Origin of the sequence: Pseudopedobacter beijingensis, from assembly GCF_042678145.1 — a bacterium.
Lineage (GTDB): Bacteria > Bacteroidota > Bacteroidia > Sphingobacteriales > Sphingobacteriaceae > Pseudopedobacter > Pseudopedobacter beijingensis.
This window is the reverse complement of sequence record NZ_JBHUDG010000005.1, coordinates 1-16839: the sequence shown is the minus strand read 5'-3', so window position 1 is coordinate 16839 and position 16839 is coordinate 1. Positions and strand designations below refer to the sequence as shown.

General features: G+C 37.3%; 11 protein-coding genes. 7 read left to right on the top strand and 4 right to left on the bottom strand.

All coding sequences use genetic code 11. From position 1 onward, the window contains the following. Nucleotide 1: 1 nt before the first annotated feature. The 7 genes from ACFSAH_RS06385 (at nucleotide 2) to porN (ending at nucleotide 8431) form a co-directional block, all read left to right on the top strand. Nucleotides 2-1675: a POTRA domain-containing protein gene (locus tag ACFSAH_RS06385; RefSeq protein WP_379661882.1), complete on the top strand. Its 1674-nt coding sequence runs from the start codon at nucleotides 2-4 to the stop codon at nucleotides 1673-1675. Nucleotide 1676: 1 nt separating this feature from the next. After that, complete coding sequence (locus tag ACFSAH_RS06380; protein ID WP_379661881.1) at nucleotides 1677-2648, top strand: DUF4271 domain-containing protein; 972 nt, start codon at nucleotides 1677-1679, stop codon at nucleotides 2646-2648. 12 nt (nucleotides 2649-2660) lie between these two features. After that, on the top strand, nucleotides 2661-3428 hold the full coding sequence (locus tag ACFSAH_RS06375) for a uroporphyrinogen-III synthase (RefSeq protein WP_379661880.1): 768 nt from the start codon (nucleotides 2661-2663) through the stop codon (nucleotides 3426-3428). A gap of 322 nt (nucleotides 3429-3750) precedes the next feature. Then, nucleotides 3751-5103, top strand: a complete 1353-nt coding sequence (gene porK / locus ACFSAH_RS06370; protein WP_379661879.1) for a T9SS ring complex lipoprotein PorK/GldK — start codon at nucleotides 3751-3753, stop codon at nucleotides 5101-5103. A 45-nt stretch (nucleotides 5104-5148) separates the two neighbouring features. Further along, nucleotides 5149-5955, top strand: a complete 807-nt coding sequence (porL, locus tag ACFSAH_RS06365; RefSeq protein ID WP_379661878.1) for a type IX secretion system motor protein PorL/GldL — start codon at nucleotides 5149-5151, stop codon at nucleotides 5953-5955. 39 nt (nucleotides 5956-5994) lie between these two features. Further along, the gene (gene porM, locus ACFSAH_RS06360) at nucleotides 5995-7539 is read left to right on the top strand and encodes a type IX secretion system motor protein PorM/GldM (RefSeq protein WP_379661877.1); all 1545 of its coding nucleotides are present in this window, start codon (nucleotides 5995-5997) and stop codon (nucleotides 7537-7539) included. A gap of 4 nt (nucleotides 7540-7543) precedes the next feature. Further along, nucleotides 7544-8431: a type IX secretion system ring subunit PorN/GldN gene (gene porN, locus ACFSAH_RS06355; protein WP_379661876.1), complete on the top strand. Its 888-nt coding sequence runs from the start codon at nucleotides 7544-7546 to the stop codon at nucleotides 8429-8431. A 36-nt stretch (nucleotides 8432-8467) separates the two neighbouring features. Here porN and uvrC read toward each other — a convergent pair whose 3' ends face one another. The 4 genes from uvrC to porW all read right to left on the bottom strand — a co-directional run bounded on the left by uvrC (nucleotide 8468) and on the right by porW (nucleotide 16668). Then, nucleotides 8468-10279 carry an excinuclease ABC subunit UvrC gene (gene uvrC / locus ACFSAH_RS06350; protein WP_379661875.1) on the bottom strand — a complete coding sequence of 604 codons (1812 nt, stop codon included), beginning with the start codon at nucleotides 10277-10279 and terminating at the stop codon, nucleotides 8468-8470. A gap of 96 nt (nucleotides 10280-10375) precedes the next feature. Continuing rightward, on the bottom strand, nucleotides 10376-11437 hold the full coding sequence (locus ACFSAH_RS06345) for an NAD(P)H-dependent flavin oxidoreductase (protein ID WP_379661874.1): 1062 nt from the start codon (nucleotides 11435-11437) through the stop codon (nucleotides 10376-10378). Nucleotides 11438-11603: 166 nt separating this feature from the next. Further along, on the bottom strand, nucleotides 11604-13853 hold the full coding sequence (locus ACFSAH_RS06340) for a penicillin-binding protein 1A (RefSeq protein WP_379661873.1): 2250 nt from the start codon (nucleotides 13851-13853) through the stop codon (nucleotides 11604-11606). A gap of 1 nt (nucleotide 13854) precedes the next feature. Beyond that, nucleotides 13855-16668: a type IX secretion system periplasmic lipoprotein PorW/SprE gene (porW, locus tag ACFSAH_RS06335; RefSeq protein ID WP_379661872.1), complete on the bottom strand. Its 2814-nt coding sequence runs from the start codon at nucleotides 16666-16668 to the stop codon at nucleotides 13855-13857. Between the last annotated feature and the right edge of the window lie 171 nt (nucleotides 16669-16839).

The window sequence follows — 16839 nt, the reverse complement described above, 5'->3', positions numbered from 1 at the left end:
GATGCTACTGAGTAAAACTCAGTATGCGCAATCTGCATTATGGAAATTAGAAATCAGTGGTTTGCCAAAATCAGAATTTATCAGCTATACAACGGCTTTTCAAGATTCGGTAGCTGTAATTGATGAAATTAACAGAGTGTATGATGCGCTCACTTCCAAAGGATATTTTTATGCTATTGTTGACCAAAAAACATGGGAAAAACGGTTCTGTAAAATACATTTTGAAATTGGACAGCCCTATAAAATTTTAGATATAACTAACGGTAATGTAGCAGCAGCTGCATTATATGATACAAAGTTCAGGGAGAAAGCCTATAACAACATTCATTTTGATCTTATTCAGTTGCAACAACTGAAAGAAAATTTGGTGCATTGGTACGAAAATAACGGATATCCGTTTGCCAAAATATGGTTGGATAGTTTTCAGCTTCACCAGAATGCGCTCTCCGTTAAGCTTTATGCAGAACCTGGAGATAAAATTTACATAGACACCATCAAAATAGTTGGTTCGGCAAGTGTAAATACTTCATTTCTTTCTTCCCATATAAGTATTAAACAAGGCGATATATATAATGAAGACAAGGTGAAAAGAATTGATGACCGTCTTAGTCAGTTGCCTTACCTGAAAGTTGTAAAAAAGAAACAGATTGATTTTATAGGAGATAAAGCGCATCTCAATATTTTTATAGATAAAGAAGGTGCCAATCAGTTTGATGGATTAATAGGTTTTTTACCCAACCAAACTACAGGAAAGCTCCAAATGAGTGGTGATTTTAAATTGAAACTACAAAATGTTTTTAAAGCAGGCGAGAGTCTGGCATTCAATTACAGAGGACTTCCCCAACAAGTTCAGGAACTGGATTTGTCGGCCAAATATCCTTATCTTTTTGGTACGCAACTGGGCATAAAAGGCGATCTGGCATTTTTTAAACAAGATACTACTTATCTAAACCTGAATACCAAATTTTCCTTTGTGTACAATTATAGTCCGCAACGTTCAGTGAGTTTTTTTGTCGAGAATTTTAATGGAACTAAATTAGCCGAGCAGAACCTTGGAGATACTCCGTTGGCAGATATTAATACCCTTTTTTATGGGGTGGAGAGCGAGCTATATAAAGTAGATAATGGGTTAATGCCTTTAAAAGGATATAAATTATATGCTTATTTCGGTGCGGGAAACCGGAGAGCAACAGAAGAAATTATAGCGCAGCCAGAACGCTTATTGGTGAAATCCAGCCAGTTTAAAGTGAAAACAGATCTGAACTATTACCTTAAGGTTTCTAAAATAAGTGTATTGTATCTGCACAATCTATCTGCGTTACTGACCGGAAAAGATTTGTATGAAAATGAAATTTTCCGGATTGGAGGGTCTAAAACATTGAGAGGGTTTGATGAACAGCAATTTAAAGTTTCATCTTTTTCTGTACAAACAGTAGAGTACAGGCATTATATTGAAAGCGCTTCTTATGTAAATGTTTTCTATGAACAAGCTTTTTTAAAGCAATTAACTCTCAATGAAAGTAAGACTATATTGCCTTTTAGTTTTGGAGTAGGCGCAACATTTTCTACAAAAGTAGGTTTGCTTTCTTTTAACTATGCGCTAGGAAAACAACAAAATATTCCATTAGATTTGCAGAAAGGCAAAATTCATTTTGGTATAGTAAGTTACTTTTAACATGATCTTCAAATCGCTTTTCGCAGTCATCTTTCTGTTTTTGGTACTGGTTCCCTCTACGCAAGCGCAGGTAGACTCTGCAAGAGCTGAAACATCCGATACCTTAGTAAAAACAAAAAAAGTATACCGGGTAAAGGTAGATTCTGCCGCTTTGGCTCAGGCACAACACATGAGAGATTCGTTAAGATGGGCATTTTTACGTCCTGACCCCCATCGTGAAAACCTTTTCGTGAAAGAAATGCTCGAAAAAAATATTATTGAAGACGTGAGTTTTTTATCATTAGGACAACAAAGCATAGTAAAAAAAGGAAACCTCGACGAAGGGAAGCCGATTAAAAAATATCCGGCTTGGGAAATACTTATTCTTATTTTTCTAATTGTATGTTTTGGTGTATTACGCTTTGTATTTGGGAAAAACATGGCAATGGTTTTTCAGGCATTTTATGATGATAGAATTCTGTCGCAGCTAAATAAAGAAGAAAATATATTCAGCTCCTGGTATTTTTTGTTTTCCTATGTGCTTTACTCTCTTTTTATAGGGCTTTTCCTCTATATATTGTTTAATAGATTTGGCTTTTTACCTACAGTAGAAGGATTTAATTTATTTGTGTTGGCATCATTTAGTTTTGCCATTGCATTAGGTGTAAAAATAGTAGGATTAAGGTTTTTGGGCTTTTTTTTCAATGTACAACGTGTAACAAGAGAATATATTAACTGTATTTATCTTTCTTTTTTTAATGTTTCTTTGCTGTTTATACCCCTGATAATTTGCCTTACATTAACCTCAAATAGTAACTATTGGGTGCTGTGGGGAGGTATTTTATTTGTGGCTTTAGGCTTTGGTTTGCAACTGCTTAGAGTAGTTGTTCACATAATGTCTAGCTATAAACTTTCAAAGTTTTATTTATTTCTGTACCTTTGCGCCTTTGAATTATGTCCTATCATAATACTAATTAAAGCTCTTAATATATAAAATATATATTTTATGCACTCTCAATTGGAAGATAGAAAGACTAAAGTGAAAAGTATCCTGGTAACATTACCAGAACCAGAAAGCCAGAAGTCGCCTTATTACGATTTAGCGGCAGCTTTAAATCTTAAAATAGATTTTAGGTCGTTTATACATGTTGAAGGTGTGCCTGCCAAAGATGTTAGAAAAGATAAAATTAATCTGCCAGACTTTAGTGCAGTGATTTTAACGAGTAAAAACGCTGCTGATCATTTTTTTAGGGTATGCGAGGAAATGAGATACGAAGTTCCCGCAGATATGAAATATTTCTGTATATCAGAATCCATAGCCCTTTACCTTCAAAAGTACATACAGTATAGAAAGCGGAAGATTTTCTTTGGAAAGCAAACAGCAAAAGATCTGGCAGACGTACTAAAAAAACATAACGGAGAAAAGTTCCTTTATCCATGTTCAGATGTTGCTGCAGAGGCAACGGAAGTTTTTTTAAGAAATCAGGGTATAGACTTTACACCAGCTGTATTGTTTAGAACAGTCGTATCAGATTTGTCAGATCTGGCAGATGTTTTTTACGATGTGATTGTATTCTTCAGTCCGTCAAGTGTACAATCTTTATTTACAAACTTTCCTGATTTTAAACAAAATAAAACCAGAATAGCTGCTTTTGGTAATACCACGCAACAGGCTATTTTAGGTGCAGGATTAATCCTGGATATTCCCGCTCCAACGCCAGAAGCGCCATCTATGACCATGGCCATAGAGCAGTATATAAAGTCAATAAAATAGAAAACAGCTGAAAAGCATAGTGAAAACCGCAAGTATTTTTCGTATTTGCGGTTTTTTTTTGAAACAAAAAAAAAACATAGTCGTAATACATTTCATAATGTGTAATGAAAAAATACCCTATATTTGGTATTGGTTATAATGACATTATATTTATAATTTAGTGTTTTGCAAAAAGGCAATATTTGATTTGTATGTTTATAATAATTTAATTTTGCTTTTTTACATTTGCTACGTATTGTATTTTAAACAGAGATTAAATTAATTCTTTGTGAATGGGTGACGATATTTCACACCATAACTTATAAAAAATAGAAATAGGAGAATGAAGACAATATACTCGTCGATACTATTAGTTTCAATAGCATCATTAATAGGGTGTGGAGGTGGAACATCAGGGGGGAGAGGAGAATTAACAGGAGTGAAATCATCAAAAGCAGTCAGACAGGAAATACCTTATGGTATGGTTTACATACCAGCGGGAACATTTGTCATGGGCCAGGTAGATCAGGATGTAACTATATCTCAGTTCCCACAGAACAAACAGGTTACTATTTCAGCATTTTATATGGATGAAACCGAGATAACAAATAGCGAGTACAAGCAATTTGTATACTGGGTAAGAGATTCTATAGCAGTGAAAAGATTGGGGACGGGTGCTGATAAGTATATGCTAAAAACAAAAGGAGCTACCAACTCAACGCCAACATATATAGACTGGAAAAAAGTACAGTCAGGTAAAGGTATCTGGGGTGATAAAACAATTGCCGAAGAACTGGATAAAAATATGTACTATCAGGATAATGAGCGTTTCTTCGGGAAAAAAGAATTGAATGTAGAGCAGTTGAGATACGACTATGAGTGGATAGATTATAGGAAAGCTGCAGATAACCGGGGTGCAAGAAATCCAAATATGAATAAAAATGGACTTTCTGTAACCAGAGATCAGTTTATAGTAAAAGAGGAAGTTTATGTATATCCGGATACTCTTGTATGGATATCAGATTTTACCTATTCCCAAAATGATCCAATGACCAAAGGTTATTTCTCTCACCCATCATTTGCCAATTATCCGGTAGTGGGAGTTAGCTGGAAACAGGCCAAAGCATTTACTGTTTGGAGATCACGCCTAAATGAAGCCTATAAAACAGCGAGAAAATTACCGGCCAGATTAGATTATGATTTACCTACCGAGGCACAATTTGAGTACGCTGCCCGTGGAGGAAGAACAGGTACAACTTATCCTTGGGGAGGACCATATATCAGAAATGCTAAAGGGTGTTTGCTGGCAAACTTTAAACCCGGGAGAGGAAACTATATTGATGATGGAGGAGCATTTACTGTTTATGCAAAATCATATTTTCCTAATGATTATGGTTTGTATAATATGGCTGGAAATGTTGCCGAGTGGACAAGTTCCATTTACAACCCAACAGCAGTAGCTTATGTAAATACATTGAATCCTTCTTTTGACAGAGCCGTTCAGGATGGCGACCCAGACTACGAAAAAAGAAGAGTCGTAAAAGGAGGTTCATGGAAAGATATTGGATATTTTCTGCAAAACTCAGCAAGGTCTTATGAATATCCGGACTCAACTCGCTCATCAATAGGCTTTAGGTGTGTAACACCTTTTGTTGGACGAGACATTAGGGATAAGCCTAGTAGAATGAAACCTTAACAACTAAAACAAATAACAATCTAAATTCTTTGACGCAACATCATTATGGCTGGAAAGAAAAAATTTAAAATTACCCTGGATGCTATTGTATCATGGGGAGCAACCGTGGTAATCATCGGAGCATTATTTAAGATTATGCACTGGCCTGGTGGCGGTATAGTAATATCCGTAGGGTTATTGGTAGAGGCTTTGTTGTTCTTTATTATGGGCTTCAAACCACCTCACCCTGAGCCAGAGTGGGAAAAAGTATATCCTCAACTGGCCGAAGATTATAAAGGAGAATTGCCAGACATGAATAAAGCTGTTAAGCTAAATGAGCTTGAAATAAAAGGTAATGTTAGCGGCGGCGGCGGTTTGCCAGATTTACAGGTGAGCGATGAGTTTATAGCGAAGGTTCGTCAGGGCCTAGATAATTTTAGTAATAAGATTGCTTCTATATCCAGTGCGGCAGATGCTTCTGTTGCAACGGCAGAATTTGCTAATAAAATTTCTGCAGCAGCCGATAAAGCAGAAAACTTGGGACAGGCTTTCGAAAAAGCAAGTGCAGGAGTAATAGAAGTTGCACAGGCTTCTACAGCATCTAAAGCGTATCACGAACAAATAAGCAACTTAGGGAAAAACATATCAGCATTAAATGCAGTATATGAATTGGAACTAAAAGACTCCAGTGAGCATCTGAAAACTATGGGTAAGTTTTACCAGAATCTGTCTCAAACCATGGAAAACTTTAACGAATCTTTAGAAGATTCCAAGCAGTTTAAAGAGGAAGTGGGCAAGCTTTCTAAAAATTTGTCAAGCTTGAATGCGGTATATGGTAATATGCTTTCGGCAATGAACCAACCACGAGCTTAGTTTTTTAATTTTATTTGTTGAACTTTTAAACGTTAAAAAATGGCAGGTGGCAAGGAAACGCCAAGGCAGAAGATGATAGGTATCATGTACCTGGTGCTAATGGCTATGTTAGCATTAAACGTATCTGATACCATATTGAATGCTTTTTCTACCTTAAATAATAGTTTGGTAACCTCTACGGAGTATGTAAGTCAGAGTTTGGATCAGGCAGTAAATGCTTTTGAACAAACCAAGCTTAAAGAAAATCCGGAAAGAGCAAAACCTATTTTAGATAAAGTAAATCAGGCTAAAGCAATTACAGGTGATTTATTTGACTATGTAGAAAAGCTGAAGAAAACGCTGGAAACAGAAGGTGGTGGTAGAGATCCCGAAACCGGAGAGTTGAAAAAAAGAGACGATTTGGATGTCTCTCCACGTATCATGATCAACCAGAAAAAAGGAGCTGAACTGAAGAAGAAAATCAATGACACCAGAGAGAAATTATTGGCATTAGTTGATCCTAAAGACAGAGAGTCAGTGGCTTTTTCATTGGAAGCAGTAGATCCTAAAAAACCGGCGACTGATGGTACAAAGAAAAATTGGGAAGAGAGTAACTTTGGAGACGGAACACCTTTAACAGCCACTATTACCATTTTATCAAAGGTACAAACCGATGTTAAAAATGCAGAAAACGTAGTAGTAAGAAAGTTCCTTTCTAAAATGGATGAAGCATTGGTGACGCTGGATGCATTTGCAGCAGTAGCTGTAGCTCCATCGTCTTACGTAATTCAGGGACAACCATATACCGCCGAAGTATTCCTGACAGCGTACGACTCTAAACAAAATCCTGATATTACTGTAAACGGCAGTAAATTATCTACACGTGACGGAAGAGGGGTTTATACAATTAATACCAACAGTGAGGGCGAGTTTAAATGGAAAGGTACCATTAGAGTACAGCAGACAGATGGAACTATTAAAACTTATGAGACACCAGAGCAAAGCTATACAGTAGCCAGACCATCGGCAGTTGTATCACCAGATAAAATGAACGTGTTTTATATTGGTCCTGATAATCCGGTTTCAGTATCAGCACCTGGTATTCCTAAAGAAAAGCTAAAAGTTAGCATGACCGGAGGAACACTCTCAGGTTCAAATGGCAAATACGTAGCAAAAGTTACCGGAGGTACAGAAGCGGTGGTTACTGTTTCGGCAGAACTTGCACCGGGAAAACCTCAGGTATTAGGAACTACAAAGTTTAGAATTAAAGACGTGCCGCCACCTATTGCTACTTTCGGAGGAAAAGCATCAGGATCAGTGAGTGCTTCAACAGCTAAAAGTATAGGTAAGTTAGAAGCAGAGTTAAAGAACTTTGATTTCGATTTTAAATATAAGATCAGCAGATATACCGTATATGTGCAAAAACCGAGACAAGATGCGGTTATTTTGCAGTCTAACGAAGAAAATTTTGCTGGACAGGTTAAACAGGTTGTAAGCAGTCTTGCTCCCGGAGATATTATTTATTTCTTAGATATTTCGGCCATAGGCGAGACAGGAAGAACGGTAAAACTGGAAACACCTGTGAGCATTCAAATAGGAAGGTAAAACGATGATAAAGAAAGGAATATTTTCTGTTTTAGTAGCACTTTTAGCGATAGCACAGGTTAATGCGCAAAGTGTTAAAAAGAAAAAGGCAGTGATAAAGTCTGTACATGATTTTGCAGACTCGGTTAAGTTTGATAAAAACATTTCCAAGGATAGCATAAATTGTGCGCCGGCTTTACCTAAAGTAAAAGCCGATGATGTGACCTATAGCAAGCGTATCTGGAGAGATGTATTCTTTGCTGAAAACTCAAATAAATACTTGGTAGCTGCAAATCCTAAAAAGAATATTATCAGAATTATTCTGGACGAGGTACGTTCTGGTAAAATGGATGGCTATAATAATGATAGTTTTGAATTGGAGATAGACAGTGCCAGTATAGACGGAGCATTAAATACCCTGGGTATTCTTAGTGATGAAGAGTTTAGTGATTATGAAAAGAATGTTAGGTTTGGTTTACGTATTGTAGAAGATTGGTATTTTGATAAAAACAGATCAGAGTTTAAACCTTTTGTTGTTGGTTTAGGCGTAATCGTTCCTAATACTATTAACCTCAATACCGGACCAACATTGCCGGGACAGTCAGGACCTGGAGGTGGTAATCTGGGCGACCTATTGTCTAATATGCAGCCAATCGTATGGGTTAACTATCCTTCTGTAAGAGATAGATTGTGCAAGTATATTGTAGCACATCCAAATGATAAGATAAATTATAGTTTTGATGACATTATGCAATTGCGCTTTTTTACCAGTGTAATTACTAAAGAATCTACACCGGAAGATCTTAGAATTAAAGACAGAAGAGATCTTACTACCGGAATAGATAAACTGATGGAGGCAGAAAGAATCAAAAATAGTTTAATGCAGTACGATCAGGATCTTTGGGAGTATTAATAGATAGCACAGAAATAGTATAAAACAGGCTCGGGTTTAATTATCCGGGCCTGTTTCGCTTTTAAAAAAATCTATTATGGCATTGGCCTGTTTCAGGTTAACAACCTCCAGAAGTTCATGCTCTAACGCTTGCTTTATTTTTTTGACAGATTTAAAGTGTTTTAACAGTTTTTCGGCTGTAGTTTTGCCAATACCATCTATCATTTCCAGTTCAGTGCGTAAGGTACCCTGATCTCTTTTCTTACGGTGAAAAGTAATGCCGAAACGATGGGCCTCATCTCTCAGGTGTTGTATAACCTTTAAGGTTTCAGATTTCTTATCTAGGTGTAGTGGGTATTGATCACCGGGGTAATACAATTCTTCCAATTTCTTGGCAATACCAATAACGGCAAGCTTCTCGTATATACCCAGCTTCTTTAAGCTTTTTACAGCAGAGGATAATTGGCCCTTTCCTCCGTCAATAATTATCAATTGAGGCAAAGGTTGCTCTTCCTCTAAAAGTCTTTTATAGCGTCTAAAAACAGCCTCTTCCATGGTGGCAAAGTCATTGGGTCCTTCTACTGTTTTTACATTAAAATGCCGATAATCTTTTTTAGAAGGTTTAGCATCCTTAAATACAACAATGGCCGAAACCGGATATTTCCCATGAAAATTGGAGTTGTCAAAACATTCAATATGTCGTGGCAATTCAGACAAATGCAAATCTTTCTGCATTTTGGTTAAAAGTCGTTCGGTTCTTATTTCCGGATTCAGTTTCTCGTACTGGTCTATCTTATCCTTTTTAAAGAATAGTACATTTTTCAGCGATAAATCAAGTAAGTTTTTCTTTTCTCCTGATTTAGGTACCGTGAATTTAAGCTTGTCGTCTTTTATTCCCAAATCAAAAGGAACAATAATCTCTTTAGAAGTACTGTTATACCTACTTCTGAATTCAGATATGGCAAGCATTAACAATTCATCATCAGACTCGTCCAAACGCTTTTTAATTTCAATAGTCTGCGTTTGTATAATGGTGCCATGCATTACTTTTAGGTAGTTTACAAAAGCAATTTTTTCCTCAGAGGCTATACTGAAAACGTCTACTTCCGTAATGGATGAATTAACAATGGTAGATTTACTTTGGTAATTTTCAAGAAGCTCATACTTCTTCTGAAGTTGATGGGCCAGTTCAAAATTAAGTTCTTCTGCCGCCTCATTAATTTTTGTTTTCAGCTGTTTAACAACTTGTCCCGTTTTTCCATTAAGTATATCCTTAATTTCGTTAATAGAGTCGAGGTAATCATTTTCTGTTTGTAAGCCTTCGCATGGAGCCTTGCAGTTCCCTATTTGATATTCCAGGCAAGCTCTGAATTTTCCGGCAGCTATATTAGCTTGTGTCAGGGCCAGATTGCAGGTTCTTAACTGATAACTATCTTTGATTAAATCGAGAATAGAATGCATCATCGCCACCGATGGATAAGGACCTAGATATTTGGAACCATCTTTAACCAATCTTCTTGTAGAGTGTATACGAGGAAAACGTTCGTTTTTAATCACAATCCATGGATAGGTTTTATCGTCTTTTAGCAAGACGTTATACCGGGGTTTGTGCTTTTTGATCAGACTATTCTCTAATAACCAGGCATCAACCTCAGAATCTACAATCGTAAACGTAACATTTCTTATTTTACTAACCAGTACTTTGGTTTTAGCGTTAATTTTATAATTGTCTTTTATAAAATAAGAACTTACCCTGTTTTTTAAGTCTTTGGCCTTTCCAATGTAGATAATCTCACCAGTTTCATCATAATACTGATAAATTCCGGGTTTGTGTGGTATATTTTTTAGAGCAGCTTTATAGTCAAACATGAATCCTGTGATAGCACTAAATATAATACAAAAATAAGCAGATTGCGCCGTATCTACTAATTACAATAGAATAATACCCTGTAAGTTTAGGCGTTGTCAGAAAGTTTCTGTTGCTGTTATCAGTTCCGTTAAGATGTTGCCCGTAGAATCCTCGCTGAATTTGTGGATAGATTGTCCTGTCCATATACTGGCAAAGTTTGGGTTTTCCTGCATTTTGGCAGCCTTTCTTAAAACCCCTGTAAGTTTATTCTGGTAAGGATAGGGAAGTATGTATTCTGTAGAATCAAGCGTTTCAATAAACAAGTTTTTAATTCCCTGGGCAAAACGACCGGAAAAACTTTTGGTGAGTACAATGTCTTCTTCGTCAATTTGCTTTAAGCGGTCCTTTTCAAAAGCCTTTAAAGCACTTTCTTTAGAAGCTATCAGCAAACTTCCAACCTGAAAACCGTCAGCTCCCAATGTTTTTGTAGCCAGTAATGTTTTAGCATTGTAAATGCCGCCAGCGTATATCAATGGAGTGTTTACAGCGTCACTTACTTGTGCTAAAAGGGAAAGGCCTCCTATTTGTGGAATTTTTGTAGAGGCAAAAGTGCCACGATGTCCACCTGCCTCAATTCCTTGTACGCAAATAATATCAATACCGGATTTTTCCAGAATAATAGCCTCTTTTACAGAAGTACAGGTACCTATTAACAATACTTCATGTTTTTTTAATCGCTGTATACTTTCCGAGTCCAGATTACCAAAGGTGAAACTTAGTATTTTACATCCCTCAGAGATAATAGCGTCTATCTGTTGGTGGTAACTACTGATGTTCAGTTCATCAATGTCAGGAAAAATCACATCCAAATCATGCTGAAGGGATATTCGTTCTAAAAAGACTTTAGTTTTTTGATATTTCTTTCTGAGTGTATCTGTAATAGGAGGGATGCTATGGGTAAAGATATTAACCGCAAAAGGTTTGTTGCTAAGCTTTCTTGTGTTGCGGATGGTTGTAATACATTGCTCTGCATCAAGATCTCCCAGAGATAAAGATCCCAGGCAGTTTACGCTTGATGCAGCAGTTACCATTTCTGGCGTGGTTACTCCAAACATGGGGGCCTGGACTATAGGAAACATAATGCCCAGCCTTTTTGTAAGCTCATTTGTCCACTCCATAATTTTTATTTTTTTAGGTCAACCTTTCAGAACTGTCTTTTGTGTTTTTTAGAAAACAATTTCTATGGTATCGCAATCAAAATAAACCAACTGGCTACTTGTTAAAAAACAATCTGCCTTATTTTAAGATGCCTGAACAAAAGGACTGAGTCAAAAATAATAAATGCTAGAAACCCAGTCTGTCATCCAGATTTTCGGAAGAAGACGATCCTCCTTCTCTGCCCTCAGAACTTTGACGGTATTGATTACAATCAAGGGTAATGGTTACCCCGCCCGGAGGTTGTTCAAAATCACCCTTTGTAATACCCAGAGAACTATCTGCATACACCTTTTTGATAAAGCCGGCAAATATAGGTAATGCGGTATTGGCACCTTCTCCTAAGCCTGTGCTTCTAAAATGTATAGCCCTGTCTTCACAACCTGTCCATATACCTGTAACCAATTGAGGAGTGATAGCCATAAACCAACCATCAGAATTATCATTGGTAGTACCTGTTTTTCCACCCACCGGGTTGGTAACCCCATAGCGATAACGTAATCTGGCTCCGGTACCCTGTTCAACCACCCCTTTTAGCATATAAGTCATTACGTAGGCAGTCTGTGGATTTAATGCCACCACCACTTTGGGTTTACGTTCAAACAAGACATTGCCATTTTTATCTTCTACGCGTAGTAAGTAAGTAGGTTCTGTCCATATACCATGATTCACAAAAGCGCTGTAAGCACCTGTCATATCGTAAACAGAAGCTTCAAAAGATCCCAGTGCAATAGAAGGGTATGGAGGTACATTGCTGGTAATTCCCATTCTTTTAGCCAATGCGGCCACTGCGGTTGGGCCAACCTGTTGCATAACCCATGCCGTAATGTAGTTCTGAGAAAGTGCCAGAGCCTGTCTAAGTGTTAAATAACCTTCTTTGGCAACATGTCCTCTTGGTGTCCAGGGTTCGCCATAACCTGTAACCGTATAAGGGACGTTGTTGACTTGGTAACATGGAGAATAGCCATTATCAATACCTACAGCGTACGTAAAAGGTTTAGCTGTAGAACCCACTTGTCTGGTTCCCATTTTTACCTGGTCGTATTTAAAATGCTCAAAGTCTATGCCGCCAACCCAGGCTTTAACCTCACCTGTTTTAGGGTCCATACTCATCAAAGAGTTTCTCAAAATCATTTTATAATACTTAATGGAATCTATAGGTTTCATCAAGGTGTCAATATTACCTCTCCAGCTAAATATTTCCATTTTGGTAGGTGTCTCAAAGTTTTTCTGGATTTCTTCGTCAGATAGTCCTTCCTCTTTAAGTGCCTTATACCTGTCAGATCTTCTTATTCCCTGTTTAATCAGGTTTTCATTTCCTTTAAAAGGGTCTCTGCCTTTCCAGTGCTGGTTAAATTGATTTTGCAGCGTTCTCATGTATTCCTGTTGCGCTTCTTCTGCATAGCGCTGCATTTTAGAATTTATGGTGGTGTAAATCCGTAAACCATCTCTGTCCAGGTCATAATTGCTGCCATCTGCTTTAGTAATAGACAGCTCTTTGAAGGTTTGTTGAATGTCTTTTTTTAGAACCGCCCTAAAATAGGTAGCTAAACCTTCGCTGTGACTGGACGGATTAAACTTGAGGTTTAAAGGAGTCTGTTTTAGACTTTGTGCCGTCTCGTCACTAATAAAATCCTCCGAAGCCATTTTTTGAAGGATAAGATTTCTTCTACCCAAAGAACGTTCAGGGTTACGCGTAGGCGAGTACATACTTGTACCCTTTAAAATACCTACCAATACCGCAGATTCTGCCGGATCTAATTTTGCAGGAGTGGTACTGAAATATGTTCTTGCTGCAGAGCGTATGCCAAAAGAATTATTACCAAAATCTACCGTATTCAGGTACATGGTTATAATCTCTTCTTTAGTATAGTTGCGTTCTAATTTTACGGCAACAATAAGCTCCTTAAGTTTCTGGGGAATTCTTTTTAAAGTAGATTTCTCCCTGCCCTCATCCGAAAAAAGATTAAGAGCCAATTGTTGGGTAATCGTACTGGCACCTTGTTTCTTCCCAATAAGGTTATAAAAAAATATAGTAAAAGTTCTTTTAAAATCTATCCCCGAGTGATCTAAAAACCTAACGTCTTCTGTAGCCATCAGCGCATTAATTACATTAGGCGAAATATCTTTGAACCGTACATTAGACCTGTTTTGGATGTAATAGGTTCCCAGTTCGGTTTTATCCTCAGAGAAAATTACCGAGGCCAGATTACTTTTAGGGTTTTCCAAATCCCTGAATGAAGGTAACTCTCCAAAAATTCCGAAACCGGTAGCTACTATTATTAAAGTTACAAACAGCACACAACTGATAATAAATATCCAGAAATACTTACTGTACCTTTTTATGTCTTCTTTGGAGAGGACCGTGTTTTTGCGCATCTTATTTTATAAAATTTAAATACTGATTCAAGCTTTCTGTATTGTTGATTAAAAGCAAGTTTGGGTCAGAGATTACAAAAGTCTCGTATTCCCCTTTTTTAAGTCCCAAAATTTCTGCCAAAGAAGGCGAAATTTCAGCAAGAGCCTTTTCTGCCTGATCTTTGTTTAAAAAAGGACCTTTTACAATAATCAATTTATCTGAGCTATCAATCGTTCTTATCGTCAGATTTACAGAGCCTGGTGCAAAGTTACTATAAAAATGTTTTGTTAAAGCAGCAAAAGGTTTGGCTACATTAATTGTTACATTTTTGACATCTATGACTATTGCATGCCTGATTCTGATATTGTTGCTAAAATTAATCAACTTCGGTTTCTCTGGTTCCTTCACAGCTTTAACCTCTTCTACAGCAGGTATATTCTCTGTAGCCTGTTCCAAAGTCTTTAGCGGAGTTTCTGCTGTTTTTGGTGTTTCTTTCCCGGCTAGCTGAGTTTCTTTAGCTGCCGGAAGAGCTTTTGGCGCTGGTGTCTGTTTTTCTTTAGGTACATCAGGCACAACAACAGGTTTGTCATTTACCTTATTCTTTACCAGTGGCGGAATGATCTCGTTCGGGTCGTAGCTGATTAACGCGGTACTTCTATTGTAAAATGCGTTTTTATTATTCTCTATAAAAGCCAATTGTTTCTTGATTTGACCGTTTATTAACGTATCATCAGGATATCTTTTTTGGATATTCTGAAGCTCATTGACAAATACCCCCGGTTTTTCCGTATAACCAATCGCCAGTGCTTTCAGGTAAGCAAAGCGCGAAGCCTGCTGGGGGAAACTTTGTAAACGGCTCTCCATTCCAGAGATCTGAGAAATAGCATCTTTGTATTGTTTCCCCTGAACTAAATTATAGATAGATTCGTACTGATTGGATAATCGTCTTTCCTCAGCTTCTTTTTCCTTACCAAAATCCGGATTTATGAGCGTTTTAGCATAAACACTTTCAGGGAAATGCTTGATTAACTGTTGTCTGTAAAAATCAGATTTATTAGTATTTATTTCGGAGTATAACCTGTATAGTTGATAATAAATCTCTGCAACCTTTGGATCCGGTAATTTATAGTCACTCAAAGCCTGCTCCAGCTCCTGTGTGGCAGCCTCATTATCATTTAATTGCTCTTTATAAAACATGGCAATTTCATAACGGGCATTTTTAATTTTATTAAGTGAGATATCTTTTTGAGCCTGAGTAGTAGGTACCTGTTTCAGAAAATTAGCCCTTAAAGAATCAATATTAGCCGTATTATTCTGCGGTAAATTTAACGGAACGGTAGCCCCGGCAATGTTGTGGTCTACAGAAGCATTAGATACCCCGGCACTTATTCGCCAGTTATCTGCCAGTTTCCTGTCGCCCCATTTTTTCTTAAACTCGTTTATACCCTGCGATATGGCTGTCGTATTATCAAAGTAGAAAGTACCCGAAGACTTTGTTTGCAGCGAATTGCTTGTAGGGTTAAAACCAGGGATATTACTGGTGTTGTCATTGGTAGAGGCCACAATAGTTTCCTCTTTTATTTTTTGTTTTACAAAATCCTCCCTGTCAGCCTCACTCATATCGGCCAGTGTCAACAGCTCACGCTCATGGGTAATAATAGTAAGTCTGTCGGCCAGGTACTGAAGGTTTTGAGCCATTAACGATACGTTTTTATACGAAGGATACTCTTTAGGTAAAGTTTGTAGCGTACTGTCGTAATATAACTGTGCCTGACTATAATTGCGTAACGTATCAAAGTTAATTTCGGCCAAACGCAGGTAAGAAAGCGCTTTTTGTTGCTGACTTCCCGGTTCGGTATGTGCTGCTACCTGATAAAAAGAAATAGCCTCATCCAGTTTACCCTTGTCTTCATAAGCTGCGCCAATCTGATAAAAAATCTGGTCTTTAAATTCCTTGTTCTTATCTTCTTTTAGCATTTTATGCAAAGTGGCAATTTTATCAAACTGGGCGCCATTGGCAGACTCTTTAAGCCTTATTTGCGAAAGATTGGCATTAAAAGACATTTCAAAAGAAGCATTGCTCTTTACAACTTTGCCGTAACTGCTGTAAGCACTTTCAATATCGCCTTTGGCCTCCTGTATCTGTGCCAGAATGTAAGACCATCTTATTTTTGAATATCTGTTTTTACTGAAAGAAATAGCCTTTCTCAGATGAGTTTCGGCCTCAGGAAGTTTATTTTGCAACAGATATGAGTTAGCCAAAGCAGCATTAAGCTCAGACCGGTGGCGCTTAACGTTCATCTGATATGCCCGTTGCAGTACAGAGTCAGCCTCTTTGTTCTTATCCAAAGCAAATAAAGAGCGGGCATGCCAAACCAGTGCGTCAACCGTGTTTGCCTGATCTTTAGGGAAGTTCTGGGAAACATAACTAAAATATTCGGCAGCATTAAAGAAATTGGTTTTGTAGTATTCTGCCTTGGCGAGTAATAAAAAGGCATCGTCCACCCAATTGCTCTCATATTTTTCAAGCGCAATTCTGTTCGCTTTAGCAATTACCTCATTTAATTTGTCGCTACCAGCATCAGCATTATTCTGATTGGGAACAATAAAAATTTCTAATCTCCGGTTAAAATCATCTTTATATGCATCCCTAACTTCGTCTTCGGCACTTTGTAACAAAACAGACGCATTATAATAAATATTGTAATGCGCAGTTAGATTCTTCATGAAAGATACTTTCTTATCTGATTTTTTTTTAGAAGCACAGGCAGCAAGCAACAACCCTGTGAAGACCAGAAGAATATAAGAGATAGATGATTTTTTAAAAACTTTCAAATCGATGATTTTTTAAATTCTAACTAAATACGGGCAAAAATATTTTATATTGTCATATTTAAAGAAGAACTTGTTTAAACTTTATTGATTTTCTTAATTTTTCTGAGGAACAAGGCACAAAAAGCCATCCAATGCATTGACATCCAGTTTTGAGCAGAGGTCTCATACCTG

Excerpts from the sequence above, each read along its gene's own strand:
- uvrC (WP_379661875.1), bottom strand. The coding sequence starts at position 10,279 with ATGTTTGACTATAAAGCTGCTCTAAAAAATATACCACACAAACCCGGA.
- porK (WP_379661879.1), top strand. The coding sequence starts at position 3,751 with ATGAAGACAATATACTCGTCGATACTATTAGTTTCAATAGCATCATTA.
- ACFSAH_RS06380 (WP_379661881.1), top strand. The coding sequence starts at position 1,677 with ATGATCTTCAAATCGCTTTTCGCAGTCATCTTTCTGTTTTTGGTACTG.
- porN (WP_379661876.1), top strand. The coding sequence starts at position 7,544 with ATGATAAAGAAAGGAATATTTTCTGTTTTAGTAGCACTTTTAGCGATA.
- ACFSAH_RS06340 (WP_379661873.1), bottom strand. The coding sequence starts at position 13,853 with ATGCGCAAAAACACGGTCCTCTCCAAAGAAGACATAAAAAGGTACAGT.
- porL (WP_379661878.1), top strand. The coding sequence starts at position 5,149 with ATGGCTGGAAAGAAAAAATTTAAAATTACCCTGGATGCTATTGTATCA.
- ACFSAH_RS06385 (WP_379661882.1), top strand. The coding sequence starts at position 2 with ATGCTACTGAGTAAAACTCAGTATGCGCAATCTGCATTATGGAAATTA.
- porM (WP_379661877.1), top strand. The coding sequence starts at position 5,995 with ATGGCAGGTGGCAAGGAAACGCCAAGGCAGAAGATGATAGGTATCATG.
- ACFSAH_RS06375 (WP_379661880.1), top strand. The coding sequence starts at position 2,661 with ATGCACTCTCAATTGGAAGATAGAAAGACTAAAGTGAAAAGTATCCTG.
- ACFSAH_RS06345 (WP_379661874.1), bottom strand. The coding sequence starts at position 11,437 with ATGGAGTGGACAAATGAGCTTACAAAAAGGCTGGGCATTATGTTTCCT.